13 protein-coding genes are annotated in these 15,876 nt (G+C 66.6%); 7 read left to right on the top strand and 6 right to left on the bottom strand.

What is annotated here, in order from left to right:
• Positions 1–38: 38 nt before the first annotated feature.
• A complete protein-coding gene (locus tag OG203_RS01090) occupies positions 39–3,377 on the bottom strand; it encodes a tetratricopeptide repeat protein (RefSeq protein WP_405163750.1) in 3,339 nt (1,112 codons plus the stop codon).
• Between the two features lie 21 nt (positions 3,378–3,398).
• On the bottom strand, positions 3,399–6,428 hold the full coding sequence (locus OG203_RS01085; RefSeq protein WP_405163749.1) for a tetratricopeptide repeat protein: 3,030 nt from the start codon (positions 6,426–6,428) through the stop codon (positions 3,399–3,401).
• 166 nt (positions 6,429–6,594) lie between these two features.
• On the opposite strand from OG203_RS01085, the gene OG203_RS01080 reads away from it, so the two are divergent.
• The 5 genes from OG203_RS01080 to ligD all read left to right on the top strand — a co-directional run bounded on the left by OG203_RS01080 (position 6,595) and on the right by ligD (position 10,602).
• The gene (locus OG203_RS01080; protein ID WP_405163748.1) at positions 6,595–6,828 is read left to right on the top strand and encodes a hypothetical protein; all 234 of its coding nucleotides are present in this window, start codon (positions 6,595–6,597) and stop codon (positions 6,826–6,828) included.
• 19 nt (positions 6,829–6,847) lie between these two features.
• Positions 6,848–7,948 carry an SPFH domain-containing protein gene (locus tag OG203_RS01075; protein WP_405163747.1) on the top strand — a complete coding sequence of 367 codons (1,101 nt, stop codon included), beginning with the start codon at positions 6,848–6,850 and terminating at the stop codon, positions 7,946–7,948.
• A 34-nt stretch (positions 7,949–7,982) separates the two neighbouring features.
• Positions 7,983–8,387: a cold-shock protein gene (locus OG203_RS01070; RefSeq protein WP_405163746.1), complete on the top strand. Its 405-nt coding sequence runs from the start codon at positions 7,983–7,985 to the stop codon at positions 8,385–8,387.
• A 134-nt stretch (positions 8,388–8,521) separates the two neighbouring features.
• Positions 8,522–9,604, top strand: a complete 1,083-nt coding sequence (locus tag OG203_RS01065) for an ATP-dependent DNA ligase (RefSeq protein ID WP_405163745.1) — start codon at positions 8,522–8,524, stop codon at positions 9,602–9,604.
• Positions 9,601–10,602 carry a non-homologous end-joining DNA ligase gene (gene ligD, locus OG203_RS01060; RefSeq protein WP_405163744.1) on the top strand — a complete coding sequence of 334 codons (1,002 nt, stop codon included), beginning with the start codon at positions 9,601–9,603 and terminating at the stop codon, positions 10,600–10,602. The genes OG203_RS01065 and ligD overlap by 4 nt, the downstream gene beginning before the upstream one ends.
• A 7-nt stretch (positions 10,603–10,609) precedes the next feature.
• On the opposite strand, the gene OG203_RS01055 is transcribed toward ligD, so the two are convergent.
• On the bottom strand, positions 10,610–11,377 hold the full coding sequence (locus OG203_RS01055; protein WP_405163743.1) for a DUF4190 domain-containing protein: 768 nt from the start codon (positions 11,375–11,377) through the stop codon (positions 10,610–10,612).
• Between the two features lie 195 nt (positions 11,378–11,572).
• On the opposite strand from OG203_RS01055, the gene OG203_RS01050 reads away from it, so the two are divergent.
• Positions 11,573–11,926 carry a hypothetical protein gene (locus OG203_RS01050; protein WP_405163742.1) on the top strand — a complete coding sequence of 118 codons (354 nt, stop codon included), beginning with the start codon at positions 11,573–11,575 and terminating at the stop codon, positions 11,924–11,926.
• Between the two features lie 22 nt (positions 11,927–11,948).
• On the opposite strand, the gene OG203_RS01045 is transcribed toward OG203_RS01050, so the two are convergent.
• The 3 genes from OG203_RS01045 to OG203_RS01035 all read right to left on the bottom strand — a co-directional run bounded on the left by OG203_RS01045 (position 11,949) and on the right by OG203_RS01035 (position 14,638).
• Positions 11,949–12,635 carry a TetR/AcrR family transcriptional regulator gene (locus OG203_RS01045; RefSeq protein WP_405163741.1) on the bottom strand — a complete coding sequence of 229 codons (687 nt, stop codon included), beginning with the start codon at positions 12,633–12,635 and terminating at the stop codon, positions 11,949–11,951.
• On the bottom strand, positions 12,619–13,764 hold the full coding sequence (locus OG203_RS01040; protein ID WP_405163740.1) for an acyl-CoA dehydrogenase family protein: 1,146 nt from the start codon (positions 13,762–13,764) through the stop codon (positions 12,619–12,621). Before OG203_RS01040 ends, OG203_RS01045 begins: the two co-directional genes overlap by 17 nt.
• 187 nt (positions 13,765–13,951) lie before the next feature.
• A complete protein-coding gene (locus OG203_RS01035) occupies positions 13,952–14,638 on the bottom strand; it encodes a TetR/AcrR family transcriptional regulator (RefSeq protein WP_405163739.1) in 687 nt (228 codons plus the stop codon).
• Positions 14,639–14,940: 302 nt separating this feature from the next.
• Between OG203_RS01035 and OG203_RS01030 the strand changes: the two genes are divergently transcribed.
• Positions 14,941–15,870: an alpha/beta fold hydrolase gene (locus OG203_RS01030; RefSeq protein WP_405163738.1), complete on the top strand. Its 930-nt coding sequence runs from the start codon at positions 14,941–14,943 to the stop codon at positions 15,868–15,870.
• Positions 15,871–15,876 lie beyond the last annotated feature (6 nt).

Here is a 15,876-nt window from a genome sequence, read left to right as displayed (position 1 = left end):
CGCGACCCGACTTGCGCGCGATCTGCGTTGGTCGCGCCCTACTCGCCGAGTTGGGACCGCCAGTGCGCCAGGTGATCTCGCGTCACCACGGTGTCGAGGTGATCCGCACCGAGCACTCGCTCGCGATCGGCGAGTAGTTGCTCGAACTCGGCCACCGCGCGCTCCAGATCGCCGGAGTCCGCGCGGTAGGCGGCGAGGTTGTTGCGGGTGAGCAGGGTGTCGGGGTGGTCGGGGCCGAGCAGACGCAGGCGGTCGGCGAGTAGGTTCTCGGTGTCTTGGACGGCGTGGGGCAGGTCGCCCGCTTGCTCGCGGTAGGACGTGAGGTTGCTGCGGGTGATCAGTACGTCGGGGTGGTCCTTGCCCAGGACGCGCAGTTGGTCGGCAAGCACCTGCTCGGCTTCGGTGATCGCGCCGCGCAGGTCACCGTCGCGCGCCAGAAACAGGGCGTGATTGCCTCTGCCGTAGAGGATCTCGCGGTGATCGGGACCCTGCACTCGGATTCGGTGATCCAGTGCGTCTTCCAGGTCGATCAGCGCGCGGGTCAGGTCGCCCGCGTGCGCCCGGAATGCGGCGAGGTCGGTGCGTGTGCGCAGGGTGTTGGGGTCGTCGGGGCCGAGAATGCGGAGTTGGTCGGCGAGTAGAGGTTCGGACTCGGCGATCGCTGCTTCGATGTCGCCGCTGCGCGCACGCACGACCACGAGCTTCGCTCGAGTGAGCAGCACGCGGGGGTCTTCTGGACCGAGCACCCGAAGCTGCTCTGCGAGTAGGTTTTCAAGATCCGCGATGGCACCGGTCAAATCCCCACTGTCGCTGCGATATCCGGCGAGGTTGCTGCGCGTGGTCAAGGTGTCGACGTGATCGGAGCCCAGGATGCGACGTCGGTCGTCCAGCAATTGCTTGGCCGCCGCGATCGCACCGGACACGTCTCCCCGCAGCGCCTGTAGCGAAATGAGCCTGCTCCGAGCAGCCAGCGTCGCTTCATGATCAGCTCCGAGAGCGCGGCGCAGGTCCGCGAGCAGTCGCGCCAAGTCGGCCGAAGCACCCGCCAAGTCGCCAGTCTCACCACGGCAAACGGCTAGATTATGGCGCGTCATGAGCGTGTTCGGATGATCAGGGCCCAGGAGGCGGAGCTGATCGTCGAACAATCGCGCGTATTCGGTCATCGCGCCCCGTGGATCGCCGCTCGCCGCCCGCCGTGCGGCGAGATACTCCCGCGCGTGCAGAGCGTCGGGATGATCCGCGCCGACCGCTGCCACGATCGACGGCAACCACGCGGACCACAGGTCGCGGTTGTCGGCGGCACGCGATGTCTCGAGGGTGGCGAGATAGGCCAGTGCCCGCCCGCTGTCCCCGTATGCGAGGTAGTGGCGTGCGGTCGAGCCGCGGGCGTACTCGGCGGCCCTGGTCGTGCTGCTGCGCATTGTTGCCGCGATGATCGCTCGGTGGGCGTCTTCGATGGCAACGTCGGACCGCGCGCAAAAGGCTGTCAGGGCCGGTAGCAGTGCGTTGTGGGCGATACCGAGCGATTCGTGCGCGGTGCCCGGTTCGCTGCGCGTGATCAACGCGCCCAAACTCACCGCGGTGTCGCGAATCCGGACCGCTGTCATGTCTTCGTGCAGCGACGATACCGCCGCGTCGAGCAGCTCGATGGGTAGCACCGGTCCCGCACCCGCCGCGACCAGGATGGCGAGCAAGGGCACGACCGCACCGGAAACACCGGTCCCGGTGGTGACCATCGCGGTGACAACACGTTGTCCGACAACAGTTTCCAACTCGGCATCGACGAGGGCGGTGCGCGCTGCCACGGCCGGATGCACCTCGCCACGCAGCCGGGCCAACAACCAACCCCCAGCTGAGACAACAAGATCCTTGCCCGGCGGCTGCGCGGGCCCGGCCGCCGGGTGACCAGGCCACTCGGGGATCCCGTCCACATTCCTAGGCGACCCCGACGGTCTCTTGCGACCCTTACGCACAACCGTCGGCGCCTCGAGCGGAACGAGTTCGCGCCACCCGGCATCGACGAGGGCGGCGATATCTCTGGCCGTCGGTTCGGGCAACTCGACGCGGTGCATGTGGGCGAGATCCGGGTCCGTGTCGGTGCCGGACCCCTGGCGGATTCCGGCGATGACTCGGACATGTCGCAGATCGTCGCGACGAGTGAGCTCGGCAACCGCCGCGACCAACAGCTTTCGAGTGCCCGCTTCCGGCTGGTCAAGGCCGTCCAAGACGAGGGTGATCCGACTGCCCGGCCGCGCCACCATGGACAGCGGCTGCCGGACACAGAGGTCGAAGACGTCCGATTCGGTAGGGACGGAGCGATCCAAGGCAGCACGCAGCGCTGAGTCGTACCCGGGGACCCGCTCGACCAGTTGCGCAGACAATTCCTCAGCGACCGACTCGAGCGAACTACTCACCGTGAGAAACATTGCGGCAGTGACATACTCGGACCCGATGGACAGGCCATCGGCCACACTCGGACGAATGAGCAACGCCATCAGCGTCGACTTGCCGCACCCCGCGGGACCGACCACCGCACGCAACCGCTGGCCACCCGCATCGATCAGCTCGGCAAGGCATTCACGCATCGTGTCGCTCAACAACAATCGACGCGTCAGCTGATCGACGACGCCCGCGCCGGGCCGACCGGTCAGCGCGTCCCTGCGCCGAGCCGCGTTGGGCACCAACCACAGTCCGGCATCACCACCCGGACTGGTGGACACCATGCCCGCCGTGAACGACAAATGCAACGGCTGCTGCATGACACAGCCGCGTGCAACGGGATCAACCAGGTCATACGGCAACAGATTCTCCCCGCGCAACGGCAAACCGGCCGAAAACGTGGAAAGCATTGTGCGCGTGAAGCATCCCGCATAAGCGGGCCCATCCCCCGCGGCGACAAGCAACTCCATCCGCCCCGCCGAACGCGCAAGCGGCCCAGTCCACAGCCGCGCGGCGCCGCGCACCCCCTGCTCGGTCTCGCAGGCATCGACAAGCACGATCAACCCGTCCAACGCCGACGTATTGAGCCGCTCCCTGATCCCCTGCGTCAAATGAAACGCATTGTCGGACCGAGGCATCGAAGGCGAATCACGCGCCATCAAATAGAAGTCTCCCGCATTGGTCGCGGTCCCATGCCCGATGAACGCCACCAACAACGTGGCCCGCCGCTCGGACGCATTGGCGAACGCTTCGTCAACCGCCGCAACCAACTGCGCGGTAGTCGGATCGAGCACCGGCCCATCGATCTCCGTCGCCGATTCCCACCCGCCCGACTCCCGCAACCGCGCATACAACCCACCGGCCAGCGAGCCGCTGAACCCGAGTTCGCCGAGCGCCGCACACTCCGACCCCACCACCAGCGCCAGCCGTCCTCCCATGCAAGGAAGATACTCGCGCGGCTACTGGACGAGTTGACCTCTCCAGTGGGCCAGGGTGGTTTGGGTGCGGATAGTAGCGACGTGGTTGGGGCCAAGGGCGCGGAGTTCGGCTACCAGGAGGACCTCCAATTCGGCTATTGCTCGGGGCAGGTCGCCGTTCTCGGCTTGGCGGGTGGCCAGGTCGTTGCGGGTGGCGAAGGTATCGGGGTGGTCGGGGCCCAGCACGCGGAGGCGGTCGGCGAGGATTTGTTCGAGTTCGGCGATCGCGCTGGGGAGGTCGCCGGTGTTGGCGTGGTAGTCGGCGAGGGTGTTTCGGGTGGTGAGAGTGTCCGGGTGGTCGGGGCCGAGCACGCGCAGGCGGTCGGTGAGCAGGTGGTTGAATTCGCTGGCCGCGCCGGTCATGTCGCCGCTGCGGGCCCGGAAGGCGGCAAGGCTGTTGCGGGCGGCCAGGGTTGCCGGGTGGTCGGGGCCGAAGATGCGCAGGCAGTCGGCGAGCAGTTGTTCGAATTCGGCTCGGGCGGCGGCGAAATCGCCGTTCGCGCCGTGCCAGTAGGCGAGGCTGTTGCGGGTTCGCAGGGTCTGCGAATCGTCGGGACCGAGTACCCGCTCACGGTCGATGCGTAGCTTCTCGAAATCGGCGATGGCACCGACGAGGTCACCCAAGTCGGCGCGGTTGGACGCCAGGTCGTTTCGGGTGCGCAGGGTATCGGGGTCGTCGGGGCCGAGGAGGCGGCGCTGGTCGGCGAACAGGCGCTTGTATTCCGTTCTGGCGCCGATGTAGTCACCGCAGCGGGCCCGATAGGTTGCCAGATTCGTCCGTGTGCCAAGGGTTTTCGGGTTGTCCGGGCCGAGGACGCGCAGGCGGTCGGCGAGCAGCAGCTCGAAGGCGGCGATGGCGCCGACCAGGTCGCCGCTTTCGGCGCGGTGGTATGCCTCGCGGCTGCGGGTGGTCAGGGTGTCGGGGTGGTCGGGGCCGAGCGTCTCGACGAAAGCGGGCACCCAGGCGGCCCAAAGATCGCGATTATCAGCGGATCTCGTGGTTTGCAGCAGCTCGAGGAAGTGCAGCGCACTGGCGGAATCCCGGTAGGCCAGGCAGTGGCGCACGGCCGAGCCGCGTGCGTAGTCGGCGGCGCGATCGCTCGGACTCTCCTTGATGGCCGCCACGATGGCCCGATGCGCGTCTTCGAGTTCCGCGCCGAGATGTTTGCATTCGCTACGCAGTCCTGGCAGCAGGGCGCCATGGGTCACGCCGAGCGACTCACGCGGGGTGCCGGGGCGACTGCGGGTGACCAGCGCGCCCAAAGCTACTGTCATATCCCGGATTCGGGCGATATGCAGGTCGACGCCGAGCGCCGTCAGCGCGGCGTCGAGGAGCTCGATCGGCAGCACCGGCCCCACTCCGGCGGCGACCATGATGCTGAGGAAAGTACCTGTCGCACCGGCGGTTTCGGAGTACATCCCGCGCAGCGCCGCATCGACCCGCAGCGCGACGATCCGATCGAGCCCGATACCGGCGGCGACGGCACCGTCGGTAATGCTCGACGCCACCTCGAGCAGCATGCGGGCCAGCAGCCAGCCGCCCGAGACGACATGGGATCCCTCGACATCGGTCGGCGTTTCGGCCAGCAACGTCTGAATCCAGTTCACCCAATCCGCCGGGTCGGCGGGCGCACCGCTGCCGCGCGCGGATCCGACGGCGGTAGCGATATCGTCGGCGGCGGGCTCGCCCACCTCGATCCGATACATATGCGCCAGCGCCGGGGCGTCCTCGACGCCGGTGCCGTCCCGGATGCCAACGATGACGCGCACATGCCGCAGATCATCGCGCCTGGTCAGATCGGTGATGGCGGCCACGAGCAACCGCCGCGTGCCCTCCGGCGGTTGGTTCAATCCATCGAACACCAGCGTCACCCGGCGACCCGAGGTCGACAGCCGGGCCAGCGGGTGCCGCACCGACAGGTCGAAGATGTCGAACTCGTCCCTGGCCCGGTGCGCGCGCACGGCCTGCGCCGCCTCCGCGAACCCGGGCAGCCGCGCACTCAGCTGCGCGGCCAATTCGGCGGCGACCGCCTCGATCGAGCTGGCGGCGGTGAGAAACACTGCGGCAGTGATGTATTCGGGCGTCACCGACAGGCCCTCAACCAAGCTCGGCCGAATCAGCATGGCGAGCAAGGTCGATTTACCGGCACCCGCCGGGCCGATCACCACGCGCAGCCGATGACTGCCCGCGTCAACGATCGTGTCGAGGTGCTCGCGAACATCCGGCGTCACCAGCAGACCACGGGTGAGCTGATCGACGAATCCCGCGGCGGAACGCCCACTCACCGCGTCGCGGTGCCGCGCGGTATTGGGCACCAACCACAGCCCGGGGTCCGCACCGTGCGCCACCGACACCGCACCCGAGGTGAACGAAAGATATTGGGGCTGTTGATGAACGCATTCCCCCGCGATCGGATCGACCAGGTCGGCGGGCAGCAGGTTCTCGCCGCGCAGCGGCAGCCCACCGTGGAAGGTGGACAGCATGGTCCGGGTGAAGCAGCCGGAAAACGCGGGCCCCTCCCCCGCCGCGACCAGCATCTCCATCCGCCCGGCCGACTGGGCGAGCAGATCGGTCCAGCGCCGCGCCGCACCGATCACGCCCTGCCCGGTCTCGCAGGCGTCGACAAGCACAACCAGACCGTCGACGGCCGACTGGTTCAGCCGCTCCCTGATCTCCTGGGTGAGATGAAACGCGTTGTGCGAGTTGGGCACTGCTGGCGAATCATGGCCGAGCAGATAGAAATCCTCGGCACTGGTCGCCACGCCGTGCCCGATGAAGGCGAGCAGCAGCGTCGCCTGCCGCTGCCCGGCCGCGACGAACGCCGCGTCTACCGCCGTCACCAGCTGCGCCGCAGTCGGATTCAACACCGGCGCATCGTTATCGGTCGCGGATCGCCACCCGCCCACCTCGGTCAGACTCTCGTACAACCCAGTGGCGAGTTCGCCGGTGAAACCCAGTTCCCCCAGCGCCACACACTCGGACCCGACAACCAAAGCGAGTCGTCCTCCCATGCAAGCAACATACCCGCGTGCTATCGAAACGGATCACACACCCGCAACCTGGGCATTCCATCGTCACAACGATCGCGCCACGTTCGCCGATCCATACCTATACCGAAACGTGCTGTGTGAGACGTAGTGTGGCGTGCCTGGATACGAGTGGGAGGAGATCGTTACGATGAGCGACCCCGTAGTCGGTCTGACGGGTACGCTCACATCGCCGATCCGAGCCGCGGGCCTACTCGGGGAGGTGCTGGTGGCGATTCGAGGGGGAACGGAGCTGTACATCGCACGTGCCGCCGAAGCGATCCCAGCGGGAACAACCGTATTGGTCATCGATGTCAGCCCTGGGCGCATCGTCGATGTGGTGCCCTGGATACCGCTGACGCCGGATCCGGCCGAAACAATCTGAAACAGTAAGGGAGACAACCGTGCTGGGTTACCACGTACCGGACCCGGACGAGGCGATGCTGATCAGCGGCGCCAAGAGCAAGGACAACGCGCCGTTCAAGGTGGTGATCGGGCGCGGCAGCTGGGTGGTTCCACTGTTCCGCAAGGTCAGCTACCTGTCGCTGGCCATGTTCGAGGCCGAGATCAAGGAACGCTGCGTCACCAAGCAGGCGATTCAGCTCGAGGTCCGCGCGGTGATCGCGTTCAAGGTGGCCAACGACACCAGCTCGATCGTCAATGCCGCGCAACGCTTCCTGTCCGAGCAGGAACGGGAGATGTCGGTCCTTACCGGCCGGATTTTTTCCGGTCATCTGCGGTCGATCGTCGGCTCGATGACGGTCGAGGAGATCATCAGGGAACGCCAGAAGCTGGCCGATGAAGTGCTCGTCGCCTCGAAAGTCGAGATGGGCAATATCGGGCTCTGGGTGGATTCCTTCCAGATCCAGTCGATCGATGACGGCAACCTCGGCTACATTCAAGCGCTCGCCGCGCCGCATAATGCCACCGTGCAGCGCGACGCGCAGATCGCGCAATCGCAAGCGGCACAGCTCTCGGCGCAAGCCGAGCAGGAATCGTTGCGCAGGCAGGCGGAATACGCGCGCGAGACCGCGATCCTGCGCGCGCAGTACCAGCGCGACATCGACAAGGCGAATGCCGAAGCGGCACAGGCTGGTCCGCTCGCCGAGGCGATGGCGCTGCAGGAGGTGCTGACCGCGCAGGCCGAGCAGGCCCGCAAGACGGCGGAGCTGCGCGAGCAACAGCTGCAGACCGAAGTGGTGAAACCCGCTCAGGCAGAAGCGGAACGGGTGCGCATCCTGGCCGAGGCTGAGGCCGACCGCACCAGGATCCAGGCCGCGGCCGCCGCGTCGAACAACCGGATCGCGTTGGACCAGTTGCTGATCGAACAACTGCCGGAAATCGTGAAGCAGGCGTCGAACGGGCTGGCCGGCGCGAATCTGACCGTGCTCAACGGTCCGGACGGAGTCAGCGAACTCGTCAACGGAATGGTCGGTCAGGGACTCACTGTTTTCAATTCATTACAAAAGGCGCTTTCGTCCAACGACAACGATAACGCGGGCTAAGGTGACCGGGTAGCGACGGCGCGGCGAGGAGCGGGTGTTGGTGTCCATCGGGAAATTGGTGTCGTTCGACAGCTCTCGGGGATTCGGGTTCATTCGACCGGAGGACGGCGGGCCGGACGTATTCGTGCACGTCAACGACATCGGTCTGGATGAAGACGAGTTGCGGCAGGGTCGGATGTTCGAATTCGACATGACAGAGGGTGATCGTGGGCCGAAGGCGGTCAATCTGAGCGTGGTCGGTGGCCAGCCGAGTCCGCCGCCGGCTCAGCATAAATCGAAACACAGGTCGAACTCGGGTCAGCTCGATGCCGCCGAACACAAACGACTGATCACCGAGCTACTCCTCGACGCGAGCCCCGCATTGACCGCGGGCGAGATTCTCACCATCCGCGACCGACTAACCGTCTTCGCCGAACAACACGGCTGGCTCGACGCCTGAGGTTGCCTCGTCACGCCGCATCCGCGCGTTCGATCATCTTGTCGGATGCGGCGCTTACGATCATCGGCAAGTACCGATGAGTTTCGATCTTTCACACCGTCGGTACGGGAGACAGACGAACCGAGGAGGATCGTGTGGATCTACCGGTGATGCCACCTGTTAAGCCGATGCTGGCCAAAACCGCGCCCGGCGTGCCGCGTGAAGCCGGGCTGAGTTATGAGCCCAAGTGGGACGGGTTCCGCTGCATCGTCTTCCGTGACGGTGCCGAGGTAGAGCTCGGCTCCCGCAATGATCGGCCGCTGACCAGGTACTTTCCCGAGGTCGCCGAGCTGCTGAAGCAGGCGCTGCCGGATCGGTGCGTTGTCGACGGCGAGATCGTGGTGGTCACCGAGGAGGGCCTCGACTTCGACACCCTGCAGAATCGGCTGCACCCGGCCGCGTCCCGGGTCAACAAGCTGGCCGTGGAGACCCCCGCCAGCTTTGTCGCCTTCGATCTACTCGCCCTCGGCGACAAGGATCTGACCGAGGAGCCGTTCGCCGAACGCAGGCGGCTGCTGGAAACGATTCTGGACACCGAGCTCGCGCGGGTCCATCTCACGCCGCTCACCCAGGATCCCGATGTCGCCGAGGACTGGTTCACCCGGTTCGAGGGCGCGGGGTTCGACGGCGTCATGGTCAAGGCCAACGACCTGGCCTACCTGCAAGACAAGCGGGTGATGCTGAAGGTCAAACACGAACGCACCGCCGACTGCGTGGTCGCCGGATTCCGCTGGCACAAGGACGGCGAGGGCATCGGGTCGCTGCTGCTCGGACTCTTCGACGACGAGGGGCAGCTGCACCACGTCGGTGTCGCGAGCAGCTTCACCGCCGCCCGGCGCAAAGAACTGGTCGAGGAATTGAAGCCACTGCGCGAGAACGCGCTGGAAAACCATCCGTGGCGCGAATGGGCCGACGCCGCGGCGCAGGCAAGAGCCGACGGCAAGATGCCAGGCGGGGTGAGCCGCTGGACCGGCGGCAAAGACCTTTCCTGGGAGGCGCTACGCACCGAACTGGTCGCGGAGGTCCGCTACGAACACGTGCAATCCGGGCGGCTGCGACACGGCGGCAGGCTGGTCCGCTTCCGATCCGACCGCACGCCCGAATCGTGTACCTACGCTCAGCTCGACGAGGCGCCGCCCGCGGAATTGAGTGCCATCTTCAGTGAGGCGAAACCATGACCGAGTCCGTCGATATCGAGGTGGATGGCCGGACCGTCAGCATCAGCAATCCGGGCAAGGTGTATTTCACCAAGCGCGGCGACACGAAACTCGATCTCGTGCATTACTACCAGGCGGTGGCCGAACCGTTCCTGAATGTGGTCGGCGGGCGCCCGCTGCTGCTGGAGCGTTATCCCGACGGCGCGTCCGGTAAGTCGTGGTTTCAGAAGCGGGTGCCGAAATCCGCGCCGGACTGGTTGCATACCGTCGAGGTGTCCACTCCCAACGGCACCACCGCCGACGCGCTCGTCGCGCACGATCTCGCGCACATCCTGTGGGCAGTCAACCAGGGCTGCTTGGGTTTTCACGTGTGGCCCAACCGGGCGGACAATCTGAAGATCGCCGACGAGCTGCGCATCGACCTCGATCCGTCCCCCGGCATCACATTCGACGACCTCAAGCGCGCCGCCGTGCTGACCCGAGAGTTGTTCGTGGAGTTGGACATCGAGTCACGAATCAAGACCTCGGGTTCGCGCGGCCTGCACATCTACGTTGCGCTGCAACCGAATTGGGATGGTTACCAGGTGCGCGCCGCGTCCGTCGCGTTGGCGCGCGAGCTGGAGCGCCGCCATCCCGAGGAGATCACCGCACAGTGGTGGAAGGAAGAACGCGGCAACCGTGTCTTCGTCGACTTCAACCAAAACGCCCCGCACAAAACGGTTTTCGGGGCGTGGTGCGTGCGCCCGAAGGTCGGCGCGCAGGTGTCGACCCCGATCGCCTGGTCCGAATTGGATACCGTTGTCCCGGACGAACTGACCATCGCCACCGTGCCCGCCCGGCTTGCCGAACTGGGTGACCCGTGGGCCGATCGCGCACCGCAATCCATTGTCCCGCTGCTGGAAATGTCGGAGCGCGATATGGCCTCGGGCCTCATGGACGCGCCGTGGCCGCCGCAGTATCCGAAGATGCCGAACGAACCGCCGCGCGTTCAGCCGAGCCGCGCCAAGAAAGAGGAGTAGCGCGCCGCTATTCGGTCCACAGCACCCAGGTGCCGCTACGAGTCGCGGGTTCGCACACCAGCGCGCGACCGTCCGCGGTACGGCCCGTCTTCGTGCTGGTGCCATCGCATTTCGCCCCGGCCTGCTGGACGGTCGTCGACACCGTGTACGGGCCAGACCACTGGTAGCCGCTACCCGAGCCGAGGCAGATCAGGGTGCCGCCGTCTGCGGCGCTGCCGATCTGCCCGACCTGTCCGTCGGTGCACGACGCGCCCTTTTTCAGGTTGCTCTGATTCGACGTCGACGGGCTCGCCGTCGTCGTCGCGACCGGCGGCGCGGCCGAGGCCGTCGGCTGGGGTAATTGATTCGCCGTCGTCGGCGGCGCGAGGAGCGCTGTCGTCACGGATCGGTCCGCGCGAGTCAGCGAGTCAGGCAACATGTTTCCCGACAGCACCACCAATCCCGCGACCGCCGTCACCTCCGCGACACCGATCAGCAGCGCGAACATCGCCATCACCCGGCCGCGCGGATGCGAGAACGCGATGAAGCCGAAAACGATGGCCACCGGGAACAACCCGACCAACGCGGCCACCAGCGCGACAATCGCGTACGGATTCACAATGGGCGGAATTTCCACCCGCAGCCGACCCGTCCTGCGCCGACTCGGCGCCGGTTCCTGCCATCGTTCCTCGGGCTCCGGCTCGGCCCACTGTTCCTCTTCGCCAGCCTCCGGCCACCGGTCGTCCTGCCCTGCCGCAGGCCAACGTTCACTTTCACGGCGTTCCGCCCGTGCCATGCCAGGACCCTCTCCACACCAACCACCGTGCAGGAACCTCGGACTGCCCGGACCCGCCCCGATATCCCGACCCACAATAGGGGCCTAACGGCGCGACATCATCTGAAACGTCCAATTACTAGCCGTTTTCCCGATCGCAGTAGATGATGATCCGGATGTGTCACTGATCTTGCGCTGACTCCCCAAGGAGGATCCATGCTCGGTAGCACCACCCCTGACGGCCGCGAAAATCGGCCTTGGCACGCTCAAGCGGGCGATCTGCTCGGCGACAATTACAACGTTCCCGGCCTTATTCTGTGTGCGCTCGGCATCGTCGCGATGGCGTGCACGCTCACCGCCGCCGGATACGGCTTCAACGAATGGACCCAGACCGGCGCGATCGTGACGGCCGCGCTGTGGATCCTCGGCATCGGCGCGCTGCTGGTCGAGCATCGGCGCGAGGAGGTGATCGAGCTGAAGTACGGCAGGCACGGTCACGCGCCGGGACATCGGCGGCCGGTGCGCTATAGCGCCGATCCCGGCGACCCCGCACCGGAGGCGCTCGGTTAAACGGAGGAGGACCGCCGTGCGCTCAGCGGCGGCGGTCCACCTTCGGTAGCGACTCGGTGACCAGCGTCATCAACATGTCGGCGAGCAGCTCGTGCACCTGCGGGCGGGTCAGCGTGCCGCGGGTGATCCATTCCCGGCCCGCCACCTTCACCAGCCCACCATAGGCGCGGACCATCGCGCGCAATGCCGCACTGCGTGCCGAATCAGCGAGGCCGACCATCAGCAGCAACCGTTCCGCGGCCGCGTCGTCGGCCTGATCGAGGATGTGCTGCACCTCGGGGTCGTCGCCGACGCCCTCGTGACTGGTCACCTTGACCCAGGTGCTGCCGTGCTCGGCGATGGTATCCAGCAGCCAGTGCACACTCGCATCGACTCGCTCACGCTCGGTGCCGGTGGGCACGATCATGTCATCGAGTTTGGGCAGGGTGACCATGCGACGCACCACCGCGAGGTAGAGGTCGCGTTTGTTGCCGAAGTAATGGTTGATCAGGCCGCGGGCGACACCGGCGCGCTGGGCCAGCTCGGCGGTGGAGACGGCCGCGTACGGCCGCTCGCCGAACATGTCGATCGCGCACGCCAGGATCTGCGCCCGCCGCTCGTCGGGTTCGAGGCGACGGCGGCGCGGCACGGGGACGGCAGCCGACGGGGCCGGCGCGTCCAGCGCGGCACCGTCAGCGGCCTCACTCGTCGTATCAGAGAGACCGGGCAATGAGATCCTTCATCACCTCGTTGCTACCCGCCAGGATGCGCAAGACGCGGGCGCCGGTGTAGAGCTGCGAAATCGGATACTCCGTCATGTAGCCGTAGCCGCCGAACAGTTGCAGGCAGCGGTCAACCACGATACCCAGCTGGTCGGTGAGCCAGTACTTCGACATCGCCGCGGTGGGAATGTCGAGCTCGCCGCGCAGGTGTTTGACGAGGCAGTCGTCGAGGAAGGTGCGGCTGACCTTGGCGATGGTCGCGCACTCGGCCAGCTCGAACTTGGTGTTCTGCATCGCGAACAGCGGCTTGCCGAAGGCCTCGCGGCCCTTGGTGTACTCGATGGTCAGCCGCACGGCCTGTTCCATCATCACCACCGCGATAATGCCGGTGACCAGGCGTTCCTGGGCCAGCATCTGCATCATCTGATAGAAGCCGAGTCCCTCGGCCTCGCCGAGCAGGTTCGAGGCGGGCACCCGGAGTCCGTCGAAGAACAGCTCGGCGGTGTCCTGCGCCTTGCCGCCGATCTTGTTCAGGATGCGTCCGCGCTTGAAGCCGGGGGTGTCGTCGGACACGTCGGCGAAGATCAGCGAGACGCCGGACGCGCCCTTGGTCGGGTCGGTCTTGGCGGCGATGATGATGCCGTCGCAGAGCCAGCCGTTGGTGATGAAGATCTTCGAGCCGGTGATGACGTACTCATCGCCCTCGCGGACCGCGCGGGTCTTGATGTTCTGCAGATCCGAGCCGGTGCTCGGTTCGGTCATGCCGATCGAGAGCACCATTTCGCCACTGGCCGCCTTGGGCAGTACGCGCTGCTTGAGTTCTGTCGAACCGAATTCCTTGAGGTAGGGCGCGATGATCGAGGTGTGCACCGGCATGCCCATCGAGCCGTCGCCCGCCCTGGACTGTTCCTCGATGATCGCTGCCTCGTGCGCGAAAGTGCCGCCGCCACCGCCGAATTCGGTGGGGATGGCGGTGCACAGCAGGCCGAGTTCGCCCGCCCGGTTGTACAGCGCGCGGTCCGGGTGGCCCTGGGCGACGAACTTCTCCTCGTGCGGGACGACCTCTTTCTCGAAGAACGCCTTCGCCAGGTCGCGTACCGCCTCGACCTCGTCGTCACTCCATGCGGCGCGTGCCATCATCGGATCCTTTGCTCGCAGCTGTATCTGGTGGCGGCACTCCCGGGTCTCTTAGTAACGCGAGCCCGCTCGTGCCGCCCCGGCGTCGCCGCCGGTGCCTCGCCATCAGATTCTCGCACTATTGGCAACGTGTCAACAAAGCGGGCACGCGTCGAACCAACCAGGTTCGATAAGCACTGGTAGTGGTTCAGCTCGCGGGCTGTTGCGCCTGATTGACGGCGGCGAGTGAGGTGAAGATCGGCGTCTCCGGGTCGGCCGAGATGCCTTGCCTGCGTAGGAAACCGTCGATCAGACCCCAGACGAACTCGGTGGCCTGATCGATGAATTCGGCGGTCCGCTCCGGCGGCGGCGCCGCATCGGCCAGCCACAGGTCGGTGATCGAGACGACGACGCCGACCACCGCGCGGGACAGATAGTCGATGCCTGCGGTGTCGATCGGGATGGACTCGGCGATATCGCGCGCCTGCCTGGTGAACCGATCCGATGCGGCGCGGCCGAGATCGAATTGCAGCACCGTTCCGTCGGACTGCTGGGTCACCTGCGCCTGGCCGAGGAAGCGAAAGACGTTGGGATGCTGCAGAATACTGTCGGCGTATCCGGTGAGCACCCGCCGCAACGCGGTCCGCGGCGGCTGCAGCATGAGCGTCAGATCGTTGCCAGCGGCGGCCGCGGCGGCCTTGGCCATCCGGTTGCCGATCTCAGTGTAGAGATCGGCCTTGTCGGCGAACTGCCGATACAGGCGGGGCTTGGTGATGCTCGCCTCGCGGGCGATGTCGTCCATGCTCGGCCGCGGTCCGTCCCGGTCGATCACCCGGATCGCGGCGTCGACGATCTCCGCACGGGATGTCGTCGAACGAACGCTGGGCCGGGGCACGACCGCAGCATACACGTACCGGCGGTACGGATATCGGCGTGAGCGAGCGCAGCGAGCGAACCATCAACACAGCGGTCCTACCGTACGGCGTAGCCGAGCGCCAGCGAGGCGTAGCCGTGAGGTACGCCATAGTCTGCGTCTAACTCTCCCACTCCCGGGCATTTCTTCGTACTGTCAGTATCGGAAAACGTACTACCGGTACGGGTGATCGTTCCAGCGACCTGCACGCAGTCGCCAGTGTCCAGCGCCCGGCCGACAACCGTGTGACCGTCCGGCAGCCCGCACCCCAACGAGGCAACAACATGACCAACCAGATCGACACCGATACGCCCCGCCCGGATCGGCAGTGGACGGTGACCGCCGATGGCACCGAACTCGCCGTCTACGAATGGGGCGACCCCGCCGCTGCTCCCCTGGTCCTGGTGCACGGCCTCACCGACACCCACCGCGTGTGGGCGACGGTCGCCGCGCTGCTGACCGACGGTTTCCGGGTGATCACCTACGACGTGCGCGGTCACGGCCATTCGGCCACCCCCGCACTGCTTTCGGAGTTCCGGCTCGACCGGCTCGCCGCCGACTTCTTCGCGGTGATCGACGCGGCGAGCCCGAAGCGACCGGTGCACACCTGCGGGCACGGCTGGGGCGCGGTGCAGCTATGGGAGGCGGTGTGCGATCCGAGGGCGAACACCCGAATCGCCTCGTTCACCGCCATTTCCGGCCCCAACCTCGATCACCTCGGCCTGTGGCTGCGCGCCGCCGCGCCGCACGCCCGGCTGCACGCGGGCGACCTCGGCTGGTGGTTGAGCGGCGTGCGGTGGACGCTGAGCCCGGTGCCCGTGGCGCGCAGGCTCTACCCGCCGCGCGTGCGCACGCTGCTCGTCGAACGACTCGGCGGACTCTCGCCGATACCCGCCAGGATCGCGCGCACCTGGCGCACGGACCTGCTCGCGGGCGCCCGGATCGCGCAGGCCAACCTGCTGCATCATCTGCGGCGGCCGCGGGTGCGGCGCACCGCGGTGCCGGTGCAGCTGCTCGTCGACACCACCGACCCGTTCGTGCCCGCCTCCATCTACGACACCTCGACGCGCTGGGTGGACCGGCTGTGGCGGTGCGCGGTTCCGGCCGATCACTGGCTGCCGGTCACCGAGCCGCTGCTCGTCGCCGAGGCGATCGCCAATTTCGTCGACGACATGCGGGCCGACCACGCCGCGATCACCCCGCGCAGCAGCTGAACAACC

This window comes from Nocardia sp. NBC_01499 (assembly GCF_045040275.1).
Taxonomy (GTDB): domain Bacteria; phylum Actinomycetota; class Actinomycetes; order Mycobacteriales; family Mycobacteriaceae; genus Nocardia.
Note: the sequence above shows the minus strand (reverse complement) of the source record. Positions and strands in the feature narration are given on the sequence as shown.

Coding starts and splice junctions, on each gene's coding strand:
- OG203_RS01090 (WP_405163750.1), bottom strand. CDS start 3,377: ATGGGAGGACGGCTGGCGCTGGTGGTGGGGTCGGAGTGTGCGGCGCTC.
- OG203_RS01085 (WP_405163749.1), bottom strand. CDS start 6,428: ATGGGAGGACGACTCGCTTTGGTTGTCGGGTCCGAGTGTGTGGCGCTG.
- OG203_RS01080 (WP_405163748.1), top strand. CDS start 6,595: ATGAGCGACCCCGTAGTCGGTCTGACGGGTACGCTCACATCGCCGATC.
- ligD (WP_405163744.1), top strand. CDS start 9,601: ATGACCGAGTCCGTCGATATCGAGGTGGATGGCCGGACCGTCAGCATC.
- OG203_RS01055 (WP_405163743.1), bottom strand. CDS start 11,377: ATGGCACGGGCGGAACGCCGTGAAAGTGAACGTTGGCCTGCGGCAGGG.
- OG203_RS01050 (WP_405163742.1), top strand. CDS start 11,573: ATGCTCGGTAGCACCACCCCTGACGGCCGCGAAAATCGGCCTTGGCAC.
- OG203_RS01040 (WP_405163740.1), bottom strand. CDS start 13,764: ATGGCACGCGCCGCATGGAGTGACGACGAGGTCGAGGCGGTACGCGAC.
- OG203_RS01030 (WP_405163738.1), top strand. CDS start 14,941: ATGACCAACCAGATCGACACCGATACGCCCCGCCCGGATCGGCAGTGG.